The following is a 14,683-nucleotide window of genomic DNA, read 5'->3' as shown; positions in this document are numbered from 1 at the left end:
GCATCGGTGTACGGGGAGGGCTGCGCCCTCCTTTCGCGACACAAGGCCGCTCCCACAGGGATCGTGTGTTCAGGCCTGGGTGTGATCCCTGTGGGAGCGGCCTTGTGTCGCGAAAGGGGCGCACAGCGCCCCCGGCGATCTCAGACCAAGGTCTCGATGCGCAGCGTATTAGTCGAACCCGGCTTGCCGAAAGGCACACCGGCGGTGATCAGCAGCGTGTCGCCACGGCTGGCCATGCCTTGCGCCTGGGCGATCTCCAGCGCCGTGGAGACCACCTCGTCGACCTGGCGCAGGCGGTCGTTGACCACCGAGTGCACGCCCCAGGTCACGCTCAGGCGGCGCGCCGTGTTGAGGTTCGGCGTCAGGTTGAGGATCGGCGCCCGTGGCCGCTCGCGGGCGGCGCGCAGGGTCGAGGCCCCCGACTCGCTGTAGTTGACCAGCACCGCCACCGGCAGGATGCCGCTGATACGGCGGATCGCGCAGCTGATGGCATCGGACACCGTGGCTTCGGCCTTGGGCCGGCCGACGTCGAGCTGGGCCTGGTAGTCCGGGCCGTTTTCCACCTGGCGGATGATCTTGCTCATCATCTGCACCGCTTCCAGCGGGTAGTCGCCCGAGGCGGTCTCGGCCGACAGCATCACAGCATCGGCACCTTCGGCCACGGCGTTGGCCACGTCGGTGACCTCGGCGCGGGTCGGGGCTGGGGAGAAGCGCATCGATTCAAGCATCTGCGTGGCCACCACCACCGGCTTGCCCAGCTGACGGCAGGTATTGATGATGCCCTTCTGGATCTGCGGCACGCTCTCGGCCGGCACTTCCACGCCGAGGTCGCCACGGGCGACCATGATCGCGTCGGACAGCTCGGCGATGGCCTGCAGTTGCTCGACCGCCGAGGGCTTCTCGATCTTGGCCATCAGGTAGGCGCGCTCGCCAATCAGCTGGCGGGCCTCGACGATGTCCTCAGGGCGCTGGACGAACGACAGCGCCACCCAGTCCACGCCAAGCTCCAGGCCGAAGGCCAGGTCGCGGCGGTCCTTTTCGGTCAGCGGGGAGAGGTCCAGCACCGCCTGGGGCACGTTGACGCCCTTGCGGTCGGACAACTCGCCACCGGCCAGCACTTCGGTGTCGATGGCGTCGCCGTGCTTGGCGGTGACGCGCAGGCGCAGCTTGCCGTCGTCCAGCAGCAGGTCCATGCCCGGCTCCAGCGCGGCGATGATCTCCGGGTGCGGGAGGTTGACCCGGCGGCTGTCGCCCGGGGTCTTGTCCAGGTCCAGGCGCAGGGCCTGGCCGCGTTGCAGCTGGACCTTGCCGTCGGCGAAGCGGCCGACCCGCAGCTTCGGACCCTGCAGGTCCATGAGGATGCCCAGCGGGTAGTTGAGCTGCTGCTCGACTTCGCGGATCCACTGGTAGCGCAGGGCGTGGTCGGCGTGCTCGCCGTGGCTGAAGTTGAGGCGGAAGATGTTCACCCCGGCCTCGACCAGTTGGTGGATGTCATCGATGCCTTTGATCGCAGGCCCTAGGGTGGCGAGGATTTTGACTTTTTTATCAGGCGTCATGATTGCGGAGTCTCGAGGATCAGGATGGCACGGAAGTCGTTGACGTTGGTGCGGGTCGGCTCGGTGACGATCAGCGCGTCGAGGGCGGCGAAGTAGCCATAGCCGTTGTTGTTGTCCAGCTCATCGCTGGCCGACAGGCCCAGGGCCTCGGCGCGGGCGTAGCTGTCCGGGGTCATGAAGGCGCCGGCGTTGTCCTCCGAACCGTCGATGCCGTCGGTGTCGCCGGCCAGGGCGTACACACCCGGCAGGCCCTTGAGGCTTTCGGTGAGGCTGAGCAGGAACTCGGCGTTGCGCCCGCCACGACCGTTGCCGCGCACGGTGACGGTGGTCTCGCCGCCGGAGAGGATCACGCAGGGGGCCTTGAGCGGTTGGCCGTGCAGGACGATCTGCCGGGCGATGCCGGCATGCACCTTGGCCACCTCGCGCGACTCGCCCTCCAGGTCACCGAGGATCAGCGGGCTGAAGCCGGCCTGGCGGGCTTTCACCGCGGCGGCCTCCAGCGACTGCTGGGGCCTGGCGATCAGCTGGAAGTGGCTGCGGGCCAGGGCCGGGTCATCGGCCTTGACGGTCTCGGAGGCCGGGTTGTTGAGCCAGTCGATGACGGCCTTGGGGGCGTCGATGTTGTAGCGCTTGATGATCGCCAGGGCGTCGGCCGAGGTGCTCGGGTCGGCCACGGTGGGGCCGGAGGCGATGACCGTGGCGAGGTCACCGGGTACGTCGGAAATCGCGTAGGTGTAGACGGTGGCCGGCCAGCAGGCCTTGGCCAGGCGGCCGCCCTTGATCGCCGAGAGGTGCTTGCGCACGCAGTTCATCTCGCCGATGGTAGCGCCGGATTTGAGCAGGGCCTTGTTGATCTGCTGCTTGTCGGCCAGGGTCAGGCCTTCGGCGGGCAGGGCCAGCAGGGCCGAGCCGCCGCCGGACAGCAGGAAGATGACGCGGTCGTCTTCGCTCAGGTTGCTGACCAGGTCGAGCACGCGCTTGGCCACGGCCAGGCCTGCGGCATCGGGGACCGGGTGGGCGGCTTCGACCACCTCGATCTTCTGGCAGCTGGCGCCATGGCCGTAGCGGGTGACCACCAGGCCGGAGACTTCGCCTTGCCAGCTCTTTTCGACCACTTCGGCCATGGCGGCGGCGGCCTTGCCGGCACCGATGACGATGACCCGGCCGCTACGGTCGGCGGGCAGGTGGGGTTCGAGGACCTGACGGGGGTGGGCGGCGGCGATGGCTGTGTCGAACAGCTCGCGCAGGAGTTTTTGTGGATCGACCGACATGGCAGGCTCCCAGATTCTTGTTGTTTTGCACAATCGAAAACGCCCCTGGAACTGCCTCCGTGCAGGCCGAACCAGGGGCGGGTGTTGCTCGGTGTCACCGCCTGGCACCCAGGCGGTGTGAAATTCATCGCGGGGCAAGTCCGCTCCCACGTATCAGAGCGTTAGGCCCCGCGATTGGGCCTTACTTGTCGTCGCGGATCGAGAAGTTGGCCATGTGCTCCAGGCCCTTGATCAGCGCCGAGTGGTCCCAGTTGCCGCCGCCCAGCGCCACGCAGGTGCTGAACACTTGCTGGGCGTTGGAGGTGTTGGGCAGGTTGATGCCCAGTTCCTTGGCGCCTTGCAGGGCCAGGTTCAGGTCCTTCTGGTGCAGGTTGATGCGGAAGCCCGGGTCGAAGGTGCCCTTGATCATGCGCTCGGCGTGCACTTCGAGGATCTTCGACGAGGCAAAGCCGCCCATCAGTGCTTCGCGCACCTTGGCCGGGTCGGCGCCGTTCTTGGCGGCGAACAGCAGCGCTTCGCCGACGGCCTGGATGTTCAGGGCGACGATGATCTGGTTGGCCACCTTGGCGGTCTGGCCGTCGCCGTTGCCGCCGACGCGGGTGATGTTCTTGCCCATGGCTTCGAACAGCGGCAGGGTACGCTCGAAGGCCTTCGGGCAGCCGCCGACCATGATGCTCAGGGTCGCGGCCTTGGCGCCGACTTCGCCGCCGGACACCGGGGCGTCCAGGTAGGCGGCGCCGGTGGCCTTGATCTTCTCGGCGAAGGCCTTGGTGGCGGTGGGGGAGATCGAGCTCATGTCGATTACCACCTTGTTCGGGCCGACGCCTTCGACGACGCCGTTCTCACCGAACAGGACGCTCTCGACCTGCGGGGTATCCGGGACCATGACGATGATGAACTCGGCTTCCTGGGCAACCTCTTTCGGGTTGGCCAGGGCGACGGCGCCGGCGGCGATCAGGTCGGCCGGTGCCGCGTCGTGGTGGGTGGAAACGAAGATGCTGTGACCTGCCTTTTGCAGGTTCTGGGCCATGGGCTTGCCCATGATGCCGGTGCCGAGGAAACCGATTTTAGCCATGAGAGTTCTGCCTCTTTGTATTTGTATGAACAGGCGACCAGGCCCCTGTAGGAGCGGCCTTGTGTCGCGAAAGGGGCGCGTAGCGGCCCCACGATCTCAGTCACGCCGGAAGATTGCCGGGGGCTGCTGCGCAGCCCTTTCGCGACACAAGGCCGCTCCTACAACAGTTCCGCGTGGGTCTTAAATTGCGTTGTGGGTCTTGAGCCAGCCCAGGCCCGCCTCGGTGGTGGTCTTGGGCTTGTACTCCGCGCCCACCCAGCCCTGGTAGCCGATGCGGTCCAGGTGCTCGAACAGGAAGCGGTAGTTGATCTCGCCGGTGCCCGGCTCGTGGCGGCCCGGGTTGTCGGCCAGCTGCACGTGGTTGATCAGCTTCAGGTTGGTTTCCAGGGTGCGGGCCAGGTCACCTTCCATGATCTGCATGTGGTAGATGTCGTACTGCAGGAACAGGTTGTCGCTGCCCACCTCGGCCTGGATCTCCAGGGCCTGTTTCGTGGTGTTCAGGTAGAAGCCCGGGATGTCGCGGGTGTTGATCATTTCCATGACCAGGCGGATCCCGGCGGCCTTGAGCTTGTCGGCGGCGTAGCGCAGGTTGTCGACGAAGGTCTTGCGCACGGTGGCGCAGTCCAGGCCCTCGGGGCGAATGCCGGCCAGGGCGTTGACCTGGGTGTTGCCCAGCACCTTGGCGTACTCGATGGCCTTGTCGACGCCAGCGCGGAACTCCTCGACGCGGTCGGGGTGGCAGGTGATGCCGCGCTCACCCTTGGACCAGTCGCCGGCCGGCAGGTTGAACAGCACCTGGGTCAGGCCGTGGGCGTCGAGCTGCTGCTTGATCTCGGCGGCGCTGAAATCGTACGGGAAGAGGTATTCGACACCGCTGAAACCAGCGTCGGCGGCGGCCTTGAAGCGGGCCAGGAAGTCCTGTTCGGTGAACAGCATGGACAGGTTGGCGGCGAAGCGAGGCATAGGTCGTCTCCTTGCGTTGAAGACCCCCGCGCAAGGCGCGGGGGCGTCAGGCGATCAGTCCAGCAGCGAGATGGCGGTCGGCGCGTCGTTGCCGACCAGGGCAAGGTCTTCGAACTCGTTGACCGCGTTGATCTCGGTGCCCATGGAAATGTTGGTCACGCGCTCGAGAATCACTTCGACCACCACCGGCACACGGAACTCTTCGGCCATCTTCTGCGCCTTGAGCAGGGCAGGAGCGATGTCGGCCGGTTCGAACACGCGCAGGGCCTTGCAGCCCAGGCCTTCGACCACGGCGACGTGGTCGACACCGTAGGTGGCGGCGTCGGTGGCGTTGATGTTCTCGAAGGCCAGTTGTACACAGTAATCCATGTCGAAGCCACGCTGGGCCTGGCGGATCAGGCCGAGGTAGGCATTGTTCACCAGCACGTGGACGTACGGCAGGTTGAACTGCGCGCCCACCGCCAGCTCTTCGATCATGAACTGGAAGTCGTAGTCACCGGAGAGCGCGACGACCTTGCGCTTCGGATCGGCCTTGACCACGCCGAGGGCGGCCGGGATGGTCCAGCCCAGCGGGCCGGCCTGGCCGCAGTTGATCCAGTGGCGTGGCTTGTACACGTGCAGGAACTGCGCGCCGGCGATCTGCGACAGGCCAATGGTGCTGACGTAGCAGGTGTCCTTGCCGAACACCTGGTTCATCTCTTCGTACACGCGCTGCGGCTTGACCGGCACGTTGTCGAAGTGGGTCTTGCGCTGCAGGGTGGCCTTGCGCTGCTGGCAGTCTTCCAGCCAGGCCTTGCGGCACTTGAGCTTGCCGGCGGCTTTCCACTCGCGGGCTACTTCCAGGAACACGTCCAGTGCCTTGCCGGCATCGGAAACGATACCCAGGTCCGGGGTGAATACGCGGCCGATCTGGGTCGGCTCGATGTCCACATGCACGAACTTGCGGCCTTCGGTGTAGACGTCGACGGAGCCGGTGTGGCGGTTGGCCCAGCGGTTGCCGATGCCGAACACCAGGTCGGACTTGAGCAGGGTGGCGTTGCCGTAGCGGTGCGAGGTCTGCAGGCCGACCATGCCGACCATCAGTTCGTGGTCGTCCGGGATGGTGCCCCAGCCCATCAGGGTCGGGATTACCGGCACGCCGGTCAGTTCGGCGAACTCGACCAGCTTGTCGCTGGCGTCGGCGTTGATGATGCCGCCACCGGCCACCAGCAGTGGGCGCTCGGCGTCATTGAGCAGGGCCAGGGCTTTCTCGGCCTGTACGCGGCTGGCTTGTGGCTTGTGTACTGGCAGCGGCTCGTAGGCGTCGATGTCGAATTCGATCTCGGCCATCTGTACGTCGAACGGCAGGTCGATCAGCACTGGGCCCGGGCGGCCGGTGCGCATTTCATAGAAGGCTTTCTGGAAGGCGTAGGGCACCTGGCCTGGTTCCAGGACGGTGGTTGCCCACTTGGTCACCGGCTTGACGATGCTGGTGATGTCGACGGCCTGGAAGTCTTCCTTGTGCAGGCGTGCGCGCGGTGCCTGGCCGGTGATGCAGAGGATCGGGATGGAGTCGGCCGAGGCGCTGTACAGGCCGGTGACCATGTCGGTGCCGGCAGGGCCGGAGGTGCCGATGCACACACCGATGTTGCCCGGGTTGGCGCGGGTGTAGCCCTCGGCCATGTGCGAGGCACCTTCGACGTGGCGAGCGAGGACGTGATCGATGCCACCGACTTTCTTCAGGGCCGAGTACAGCGGGTTGATGGCAGCCCCCGGAATGCCGAACGCGGTATCTACACCTTCACGGCGCATGACCAGAACGGCTGCATCGATTGCTCTCATTTTGCTCATGGTTTGTGCCTCATCGATTTTGTAATTGTATACAACTTGCGTTGCGGCAGAGTGTATTCATGCTCGGCGCAAAAGGTCAATCCATTTTCGTCGGCGGCGTTGACTGAGTGGTCATTGGGCGATGAGGCGGCATTTCGTCGCACTTGGCGAGATTGAGCCAAATAATTGTATACAAAACGTGCCTTCGTTGTGTTCTATTCTGTCTACTGGTTTTCAACTGCCCTCAGGGCTTCTCACAACAAGAAGAGGACCTTTTCATGAACGCATTGACCCTCAAAGACGCTGTCGGCGTGGTGAACGCCGCGCTGGCCGCGGGCCGCAAGATCAACGCCGCGCCGCTGACCGTGGCGGTGCTGGATGCCGGCGGGCACCTGCTGGCGCTGCAGCGCGAGGATGGCGCCACCCTGCTGCGTCCGCAGGTGGCCATCGGCAAGGCCTGGGGCGCGGTGGCCCTGGGCAAGGGCTCGCGCCTGCTGGCGCTGGATTCGCAGCAGCGGCCGGCGTTCTATGCCGCGCTGAACGGGCTGGGCGAGCGGCCGGTGGTGCCGGTGCCGGGCGGGGTGCTGATCCGTGATCGTGACGGCAAGGTGCTGGGGGCCGTCGGGATCAGCGGCGATACCTCGGATATCGACGAGCAGTGCGCGATCAGTGCGATCGAAGAGGTGGGGCTGACGGCGGATGCGGGGGTTGCTGCGTAAGGCTCGGCATTTTGGGGCCGCTCTGCGGCCCCATTGGCCCTATCAGGCCGCCTCGGGCTCGCAGCCCTTCAACACCAGGCGGATGATCGTCTCCGCCGCCGCGTCATAGTCGCTGTCGGCCAGCTTGGCCTTGCCGGTCACCACGGCGATCTGCCAGTCGAAATCCGCGTAGGTCTGCGTCGCCGCCCAGATGCTGAACATCAGGTGGTGCGGGTCGACGTGGGCGATCTGACCGCGCTCGATCCAGCGCTGGATGCATTCGATGTTGTGGCGGGCCTGCTCGTTGAGCTGCTCGACCTGGCGCGGCGACAGGTGCGGCGCGCCATGCATGATCTCGCTGGCGAACACCTTGGAGGCGTGGGGCAGGTCGCGGGAGATGCGGATCTTCGAGCGGATGTAGGCGCTGAGCACCTCTTTCGGATCGCCGTCGGCGTTGAACGGCGTCGAGGCCTGCATGATCGGCGCGATGATGCTCTCGAGCACCTCGCGGTAGAGGTTTTCCTTCGACTTGAAGTAGTAGTACACGTTCGGCTTGGGCAGGCCGGCCTTGGCCGCGATGTCGCTGGTCTTGGTGGCGGCGAAGCCCTTGTCGGCGAATTCTTCACTGGCCGCGCGCAGGATCAGTTCCTTGTTGCGCTCGCGAATGGTGCTCATTGTCAGGGGTCTTCCTGTTGTCTGGCCCCCTGCAAATGGGGTCCGGCATGGTAGCACCCGCCCGGACGAGCGCTCAAGGCAGCGTCTTTGGGCTAGAATCCCGGCCATACGAACCTACTGGAAACATTTTGACATGGCAGGAAGCAGCTTACTGGTATTGATCGACGATATCGCCACGGTACTCGACGATGTCTCGTTAATGACCAAGGTCGCGGCGAAGAAGACCGCAGGGGTGCTGGGTGATGACCTGGCGCTCAACGCCCAGCAGGTCACCGGTGTGCGCGCCGAGCGCGAGATCCCGGTGGTGTGGGCGGTGGCCAAGGGCTCGCTGGTGAACAAGGCGATCCTGGTGCCGGCGGCGCTGCTGATCAGCGCGTTCATTCCCTGGGCGGTGATTCCGTTGCTGATGGTCGGCGGCGCCTACCTGTGCTTCGAGGGTTTCGAGAAGCTGGCGCACAAGTTCCTGCACAGCAAGGCCGAGGATGAGGCGCAGCACGAGGCGCGCAAGGCGGCTGTGGCGGACGAGCAGGTCGACCTTGTGGCTTTTGAGAAGAGCAAGATCAAGGGCGCGGTGCGCACCGATTTCATCCTCTCTGCCGAGATCATCGCCATTACCCTGGGCACCGTGGCCGATGCGCCGTTGAGCCAGCAGATCATCGTGCTGTCAGGGATCGCCATCGTCATGACCCTGGGGGTTTATGGCCTGGTGGCAGGCATCGTCAAGCTCGATGACCTGGGGCTGTGGATGACCAAGAAAGCTTCGGCGCTGAGCCAGGCGGTGGGCAACGGTATCCTGCGCGCCGCGCCGTACATGATGAAGAGCCTGTCGGTGATCGGCACCGCGGCGATGTTCCTGGTCGGCGGCGGCATCCTGGTGCACGGCATCGCGCCGCTGCATCACGCCATCGAGGCGTTCAGCGAAGGGCGGGGCGGGGCGTTGACCGGGGCGCTGCTCAATGGTGTGGCGGGGGTGATTGCGGGAGCTGTGGTGCTGGCGGTGGTGAGCGTCGTCGGCAAGCTGTGGCAGGCGCTACGCCCTGCGCATTGAGTAGCGCAGGGGCGTGGGAGTGGGCTTGCGCCGCGATAGCGATCGCGGGGCAAGCCCGCTCCCACGTCAGACAGAGCCTGAGCGCTGTGTGATCAGAAGTGCACTTTCACCAGGAAGCTCATGGTGTTCTGATCGGTGGTAAAGGCATCGCTGTCCTTGATGCCGTACTTGTTCTTCCAGTAGTCGTACTCGATACCCACGTACAACTGCTTCTCGCCCAGGTGCAGCGCCTTGCCCAGGTCGTACTTGACCTGCGGGTTGAAGTGCAGGTTGGCCTGGTAGGTGCCGCGACGGTTCTCGTCGTTGTCGACCACCCAATCCATGAAACCGTCAATCAGGATGTCGGACGAGCCCACGGGAATGGTGTAGGACCACACCGGGGTGATCTGCCAGACATTGTCGCCCGGACGGCTGCCGTCGGTGGTGCGCTGGTAGAAGTTCAGCTGGAAGTAGTCGAAGCCGGGGATGGCCAGGTCGAAGCCGGGGCCGATCAGGTAGGACTCGGTATCACCCTCGCCGAACTCGTAGGTCATGGCCAGCAGCACGTCCTTGACCGGGCCGAACTCGAGCTTCTGGTCGAAGATCTTGCCGAACGACAGGCGTGGGCTGAACTCGCCGTAGTAGGTGTTGGGGCCGTTGTTGGCGTCCTTCTTGCCCTGGTAGAAGATCTTGTCGAGGAAGAAGAAGTTGTCGCCGTACTTCCACGCATCGGCGTGCTCGAAGGTCACGGTCTGCTGGATCTCGGGGTTGACCTTGAAGTTCTTGCCCCACAGGTAGGTCAGGCTGTTGTTCTGCCATTGCAGCAGGTCGCCGGCTTGGCTGGCGCCGCAGGCCAGCAGACCACCGGCGAGGATCAGGCTATTGATGGTACGCATTGCGAGTGTCGCTCCCTTGATTGGATCTGTTGTCAGCGCTCGGGCGCTGTTCTTGTCTTTTGGGTCAGCTTTTTTCAATTGGCCACAGCTGTTTGGCAAGAGCTGCGCCAACTTTTCCACGTTGGGCACAACCATCCTGCTCGACGTCTTTCTGAACGGATGAAATGGGTATTTCACGCTGGCAACACGTTGGCCAACCGCCCGGAAACATTGACTGAGCGGTCAGCAAACGCGGGCGGGATCCTTCCCGCCCCGATCGAGGGGGCGCGCAGATTACTCACTTGCGCGCCGGGCCTCAAGTGCTCCGTCCTGGAGCACGGTGGTGCAAATTTGGGCGTTCGGTCAGTTTTTCAGAAGTGCACCTTCACCAGGGCACTGGCCACGCTCTGGTTGCTGTCCACGTTGCCGCGGCTGTCGATGCCGTACTTGTCCTTCCAGTAGCTGTATTCGAAGCCGACGTAGAGCTGCTTGGCGCCCAGGTTCAGGGCCTTGCCCAGGTCGTACTTGACCTGCGGGTTGAACTGCAGGTTGGCGTGGTAGGTGCCGCGACGGGTCTGGTCGTTATCGACCACCCAGTCGATGTAGCCGTCGATCAGGATGTCGGACTTGCCCACCGGGATGGTGTACGACCAGGCCGGGGTGATCTGCCAGACGTTGTCGCCGGGGCGGCTGCCTTCGGTGTTGCGCACGTAGAAATTCAAGGTGAAGTAGTTGAAGCCCGGCACGTTCAGGTCGAAACCGGGGCCGATCAGGTAGGCCTCGTTGTCGCCCTCGCCACGTTCGTAGGTCATGGCCAGCAGCACGTCCTTGATCGGACCGAAGGCCAGGTTGCGCTCGAAGATCTTGCCGAACGACAGGCGCGGGCTGAACTCGCCGTAGTAGGTGGTCACGCCTTTGCCGGGGTCGGCCTTGCCGTTGTAGAAGATCTTGTCGACGAACAGGAAGGTGTCGCCGTACTTCCATTTGTTGGCATGTTCGAAGGTGATGGTCTGCTGGATGTCGGGGTTGACCTTGAAGTCCTTGCCGTACAGGTAGGACAGGCTTTCGCCGTGCCATTGCAGCCATTCGCCGGCGTGGGCGGGGAGGGTGGCCAGCAGGCTGCTGCCCAGCAGGACGGACGTGGTGATGCGCTTCATGTTGTGATTCCCGGACTTATTGTTTTTGTAAGGGCTTTTTCGGCGCGCAAGCGCCCCGGGCGGCCCATTCCGGCGGGCCGACGGTCCAGCGTTACCGCGTGGTTGGAACGGGGCGGCCGCTACGGCACCGCCCCAGGTCACTCAATGCTGGTGACAGGCATCGTTGTGCGCGGCGCGGTCGGCGCCGCCGAGGATGTTGAACAGCAGGTTCAGCACCAGGGCGCTGAGGGTGGCCATGGCGATGCCACTGTGGGTGATGGGCTCCATCCACTGCGGCATCTGCGCGAAGAACTCCGGCCGCACCACCGGGATCAGGCCGAAACCGACGCTGACCGCGACCAGCAGCTGGTTGCGTCGGTCGGCGATGTCCGCTTCCTGGAGGATCTTGATCCCGGTGGCGGTGACCATGCCGAACATGGCGATGGACGCGCCCCCCAGTACCGCGGGCGGAATCGAAGCGATCAGGAAGGCCGCCTTGGGCAGCAGGCTGAGCAGGATCAGCAGGGCGCCGGCCATCACCGTGACGTAGCGGCAACGAACCCCGGTCATCTGCACCAGGCCGATGTTCTGGGCGAACGAAGAGTGGGTGAAGGTGTTGAAGAAACCGGCGATGAACGACGCGCCGGCATCGCACAGCAGGCCGCGTCGCAGCATGCCCGGCGTGACTTCACGGTCGGTCACCTTGCCCAGGGCGAGGAACATGCCCGTGGACTCGACGAAGATGATCACCACCACCAGGCACATCGACAGGATCGGCGCCAGGCTGAAGGTCGGCATGCCGAAGTGCAGGGGGGTGACCACCTGCAGCCACGGTGCCTCGCTCAGGCCCGACAGGTCGACCATGCCGATGGAGCCGGCGAGCACATAGCCCAGGCCCATGCCCACCAGTACCGACACATTGACCCAGAAGCCGCGCATGAAGCGGTTGATCAGCAGGATCACCGCCAGTACCAGCCCGGCGACCATCAGGTAGATCGGCGCGCCGAAGGCTTGCGCCTCATGGCCGCCGCCGGCCCAGTTGACCGCCACCGGGAACAGCGACAGGCCGATCGAGGTGATGACCGTGCCGGTCACCAGCGGCGGGAAGAAGCGCACGACCTTGGACATGAACGGCGCGATCAGCATGCCGAAGAACCCGGCGGCGATGGTCGCGCCGAAGATTCCCTGCAGGCCGACGCCGGGCATGCCGGCCATGGCCACCATGCTGCCGACGGCGGCGAAGCTGGCGCCCATCATGACCGGCATGCGGATGCCCACGGGGCCGATACCGAAGGATTGGATGATGGTGGCAACGCCGGCGACCAGCAGGTCGGCGTTGATCAGGAAGGCGACTTCTTCGCGGGACAGGCCCGCCGCCTGGCCGATGATCAGCGGCACCGCGATGGCGCCCCCGTACATCAGCAGAACGTGTTGCAGACCCACCAGGATCAGCTGGAACAAGGGCAGGGGCTGTCGTGGTGGCGCAACAGGGATGTACGCCTTGGGTGACTCGGACATGCAGCACCTCGAGTTTTGTTTTTATTCTCGGATCCAAGCGGGCGGCTTCACGTGGCAGGCTCCGGTGAAGGAGGCTGGGGACCCGCGTGAAGCCGAACGCTCGATGCTTGCTTGTTACGTAGAGCTTGGAAGCGAGGCCGGGAGTACCGGCCTCATCGCGGGGCAAGCCCGCTCCCACGCAATCGTGGGGTGTCTCAGTTGACCTGCGCGCCTTTGGCGATCCAGTCGCCGACCAGCTTGCGCTCCTCGACGGTCATCTGGGTGATGTTGCCCAGCGGCATGATCTGGCTGGCGACGGCCTGCGCCTGGATGCGCGCGGCCTGGGCCTGGATCTGCTGCGGGGTGTCGAACATCACGCCGGCAGGGGCGGCGCTGAACAGCGGGCTGGTCGGCTTGGCCGAGTGGCACACGGTGCAGCGTTCCTGAATGACGGTGTGGATCTTGTCGAAGCTGCCGGTGGCCGCCTGGGCCGTAGCCTGGGCAGGTTCCGCAGCGGGTGCCTGGGCAGGCTTGGCGGCCTCCTCTGCGCGCAGTTCGGCGGCGGTCTTGCCACCGACGGCAGTGGCCGGCAGCGGCTGGTACTCGACCTTGGCGGCGGCCTGCTCGGGTGCGGTTGGCAGCGGCTTGGGACCGGTCACATAGGCCAGGCAGATCATCGCCAGGGCACCGACGGGCAGGGTCCAGGCGTACTTGTTGCTGTCGTGGCGGGTGTTGAAGTAGTGACGGATCAATACCGCGGCCACCGCGATCCCGGCCAGGATCAACCAGTTGTACTGGCTGCCGTAGGTGCTCGGGAAGTGGTTGCTGATCATGATGAACAGCACCGGCAGGGTGAAGTAGTTGTTGTGGCGCGAGCGCAGCAGGCCCTTGGCCGGCAGCACCGGGTCGGGGGTCTGGTTGTTCTCGATCGCCGCCACCAGCTGGCGCTGGGCCGGCATGATGATGCGGAACACGTTGCCGACCATGATGGTGCCGATGATCGCGCCGGTGTGCAGGTAGGCGCCACGGCCGCTGAACACCAGGCTGAAGCCCCAGCAGGCGGCGATGATCAGCACGAACAGCACGGCGCCCAGCAGGGCCGGCTGCTTGCCCAGGGGCGAATCGCACAGGAAGTCGTAGATGAACCAGCCGGCAACCAGCGAACCGATCCCGATGGCCACCCCTTCGGCGCCGCTCAGGGTGCTGCCGGGCGCCAGCAGGTAGAGGCTCGGGTTCCAATAGAACACCACGCACAGCAAGGCGATCCCGGACATCCAGGTGAAGTAGGCTTCCCATTTGAACCAGTGCAGGTTCTCGGGCATTTTCGGCGGCGCGAGCTTGTATTTCTCCAGGTGATAGATACCACCGCCGTGGATGGCCCAGAGGTCACCCGACAACCCATCGCGCGGGTTGCTTCGGTTCAGGTGGTTCTCCAGCCAGACAAAGTAGAACGATGCACCGATCCAGGCCACGCCGGTGATCATGTGAACCCAGCGAATGCTCAGGTTCAGCCATTCGTGAAGGTGTGCTTCCACAGTATGTACCTCTCGCCAGTCACCATCTCGATGACCGACCCTTTCTTATTGGTGGGGATTGAGGATCAACATCTGTTCCTCGGGGAAGTAATGCTCATCGCAGTTGTTGCCAGAACCACTGCGATCAACCACCAGGAAGTCATCCCGCTTTTCGATCGTCAGCACCGGGTGGTGCCAGACGCCGCGATGGTAATTAACGCCCTGCCTGCCATTGCTGCGGAAGGCTCGGACCAAGCCTGATACAGGTGCATCGCCAACTGGCGCGACCACGATCAGAAAGGGGTTGCCGAGCAGCGGGATGAAAGCCTGGCTGCCCAGCGGATGGCGTTCCAGCATGCGTACGGTCAGCGGCATCTCCAGCGCGTCGGCGCGGAAGATGCTGATGATCGCCTTGTCCTCGGGCTCGGCGGTCTCGACCGTGGCGAGCTTGTGGAAGCGCATGGTCGAGCCGTTGTTGATCATGAAGTGGTCGCTGCCGTCGGTTTCGATCACGTCACCGAAGGGGGCGAAGGCTTCTTTGGTCAGGGGCTCGATCATCAGGGTGCGCATGCGGGTCTCTCTTGTAT

Annotated in this window: 13 protein-coding genes; 2 read left to right on the top strand and 11 right to left on the bottom strand. The window is 64.6% G+C overall.

All coding sequences use genetic code 11. The annotated features are described in order from the left end of the window. Positions 1–140: 140 nt before the first annotated feature. The 5 genes from pyk to gcl all read right to left on the bottom strand — a co-directional run bounded on the left by pyk (position 141) and on the right by gcl (position 6,695). Positions 141–1,556 (bottom strand): pyruvate kinase, encoded by a 1,416-nt coding sequence (pyk, locus tag ACVWZ5_RS10840; RefSeq protein WP_336197791.1) that lies wholly within the window; start codon positions 1,554–1,556, stop codon positions 141–143. Next, a complete protein-coding gene (locus ACVWZ5_RS10835) occupies positions 1,553–2,827 on the bottom strand; it encodes a glycerate kinase type-2 family protein (protein ID WP_062362549.1) in 1,275 nt (424 codons plus the stop codon). Before ACVWZ5_RS10835 ends, pyk begins: the two co-directional genes overlap by 4 nt. Before the next feature lie 181 nt (positions 2,828–3,008). Next, positions 3,009–3,902, bottom strand: a complete 894-nt coding sequence (locus ACVWZ5_RS10830) for a 2-hydroxy-3-oxopropionate reductase (RefSeq protein ID WP_028692835.1) — start codon at positions 3,900–3,902, stop codon at positions 3,009–3,011. A 180-nt stretch (positions 3,903–4,082) separates the two neighbouring features. Further along, on the bottom strand, positions 4,083–4,865 hold the full coding sequence (gene hyi / locus ACVWZ5_RS10825) for a hydroxypyruvate isomerase (RefSeq protein WP_028692836.1): 783 nt from the start codon (positions 4,863–4,865) through the stop codon (positions 4,083–4,085). A gap of 54 nt (positions 4,866–4,919) precedes the next feature. Then, entirely contained in the window at positions 4,920–6,695 is a 1,776-nt protein-coding gene (gene gcl, locus ACVWZ5_RS10820) for a glyoxylate carboligase (protein WP_011532933.1), read from the bottom strand. Between the two features lie 257 nt (positions 6,696–6,952). Here gcl and ACVWZ5_RS10815 point away from each other — a divergent pair, with 257 nt between their 5' ends. After that, a complete protein-coding gene (locus tag ACVWZ5_RS10815; RefSeq protein ID WP_028692837.1) occupies positions 6,953–7,393 on the top strand; it encodes a GlcG/HbpS family heme-binding protein in 441 nt (146 codons plus the stop codon). Positions 7,394–7,435: 42 nt separating this feature from the next. Here ACVWZ5_RS10815 and ACVWZ5_RS10810 read toward each other — a convergent pair whose 3' ends face one another. After that, entirely contained in the window at positions 7,436–8,047 is a 612-nt protein-coding gene (locus tag ACVWZ5_RS10810) for a TetR/AcrR family transcriptional regulator (protein ID WP_028692838.1), read from the bottom strand. Positions 8,048–8,180: 133 nt separating this feature from the next. On the opposite strand from ACVWZ5_RS10810, the gene ACVWZ5_RS10805 reads away from it, so the two are divergent. After that, positions 8,181–9,095 (top strand): DUF808 domain-containing protein, encoded by a 915-nt coding sequence (locus tag ACVWZ5_RS10805; protein ID WP_062574707.1) that lies wholly within the window; start codon positions 8,181–8,183, stop codon positions 9,093–9,095. Positions 9,096–9,187: 92 nt separating this feature from the next. Here ACVWZ5_RS10805 and ACVWZ5_RS10800 read toward each other — a convergent pair whose 3' ends face one another. The 5 genes from ACVWZ5_RS10800 to ACVWZ5_RS10780 form a co-directional block, all read right to left on the bottom strand. Next, positions 9,188–9,970 carry an outer membrane protein OmpK gene (locus ACVWZ5_RS10800; RefSeq protein ID WP_062574706.1) on the bottom strand — a complete coding sequence of 261 codons (783 nt, stop codon included), beginning with the start codon at positions 9,968–9,970 and terminating at the stop codon, positions 9,188–9,190. Positions 9,971–10,320: 350 nt separating this feature from the next. Then, positions 10,321–11,106, bottom strand: coding sequence for an outer membrane protein OmpK (locus ACVWZ5_RS10795; protein ID WP_062574705.1), 786 nt, complete (start codon positions 11,104–11,106; stop codon positions 10,321–10,323). A gap of 141 nt (positions 11,107–11,247) precedes the next feature. Beyond that, positions 11,248–12,603: a nucleobase:cation symporter-2 family protein gene (locus tag ACVWZ5_RS10790; protein ID WP_028692843.1), complete on the bottom strand. Its 1,356-nt coding sequence runs from the start codon at positions 12,601–12,603 to the stop codon at positions 11,248–11,250. A gap of 194 nt (positions 12,604–12,797) precedes the next feature. Next, on the bottom strand, positions 12,798–14,117 hold the full coding sequence (locus ACVWZ5_RS10785; protein WP_028692844.1) for a urate hydroxylase PuuD: 1,320 nt from the start codon (positions 14,115–14,117) through the stop codon (positions 12,798–12,800). A 45-nt stretch (positions 14,118–14,162) separates the two neighbouring features. Further along, positions 14,163–14,666 carry an ureidoglycolate lyase gene (locus ACVWZ5_RS10780; RefSeq protein WP_011532943.1) on the bottom strand — a complete coding sequence of 168 codons (504 nt, stop codon included), beginning with the start codon at positions 14,664–14,666 and terminating at the stop codon, positions 14,163–14,165. Positions 14,667–14,683: the final 17 nt, after the last annotated feature.

The sequence above is a fragment of the Pseudomonas sp. TE6283 genome, from assembly GCF_054060555.1.
This window is presented reverse-complemented; position numbering and strand designations above follow the sequence as displayed.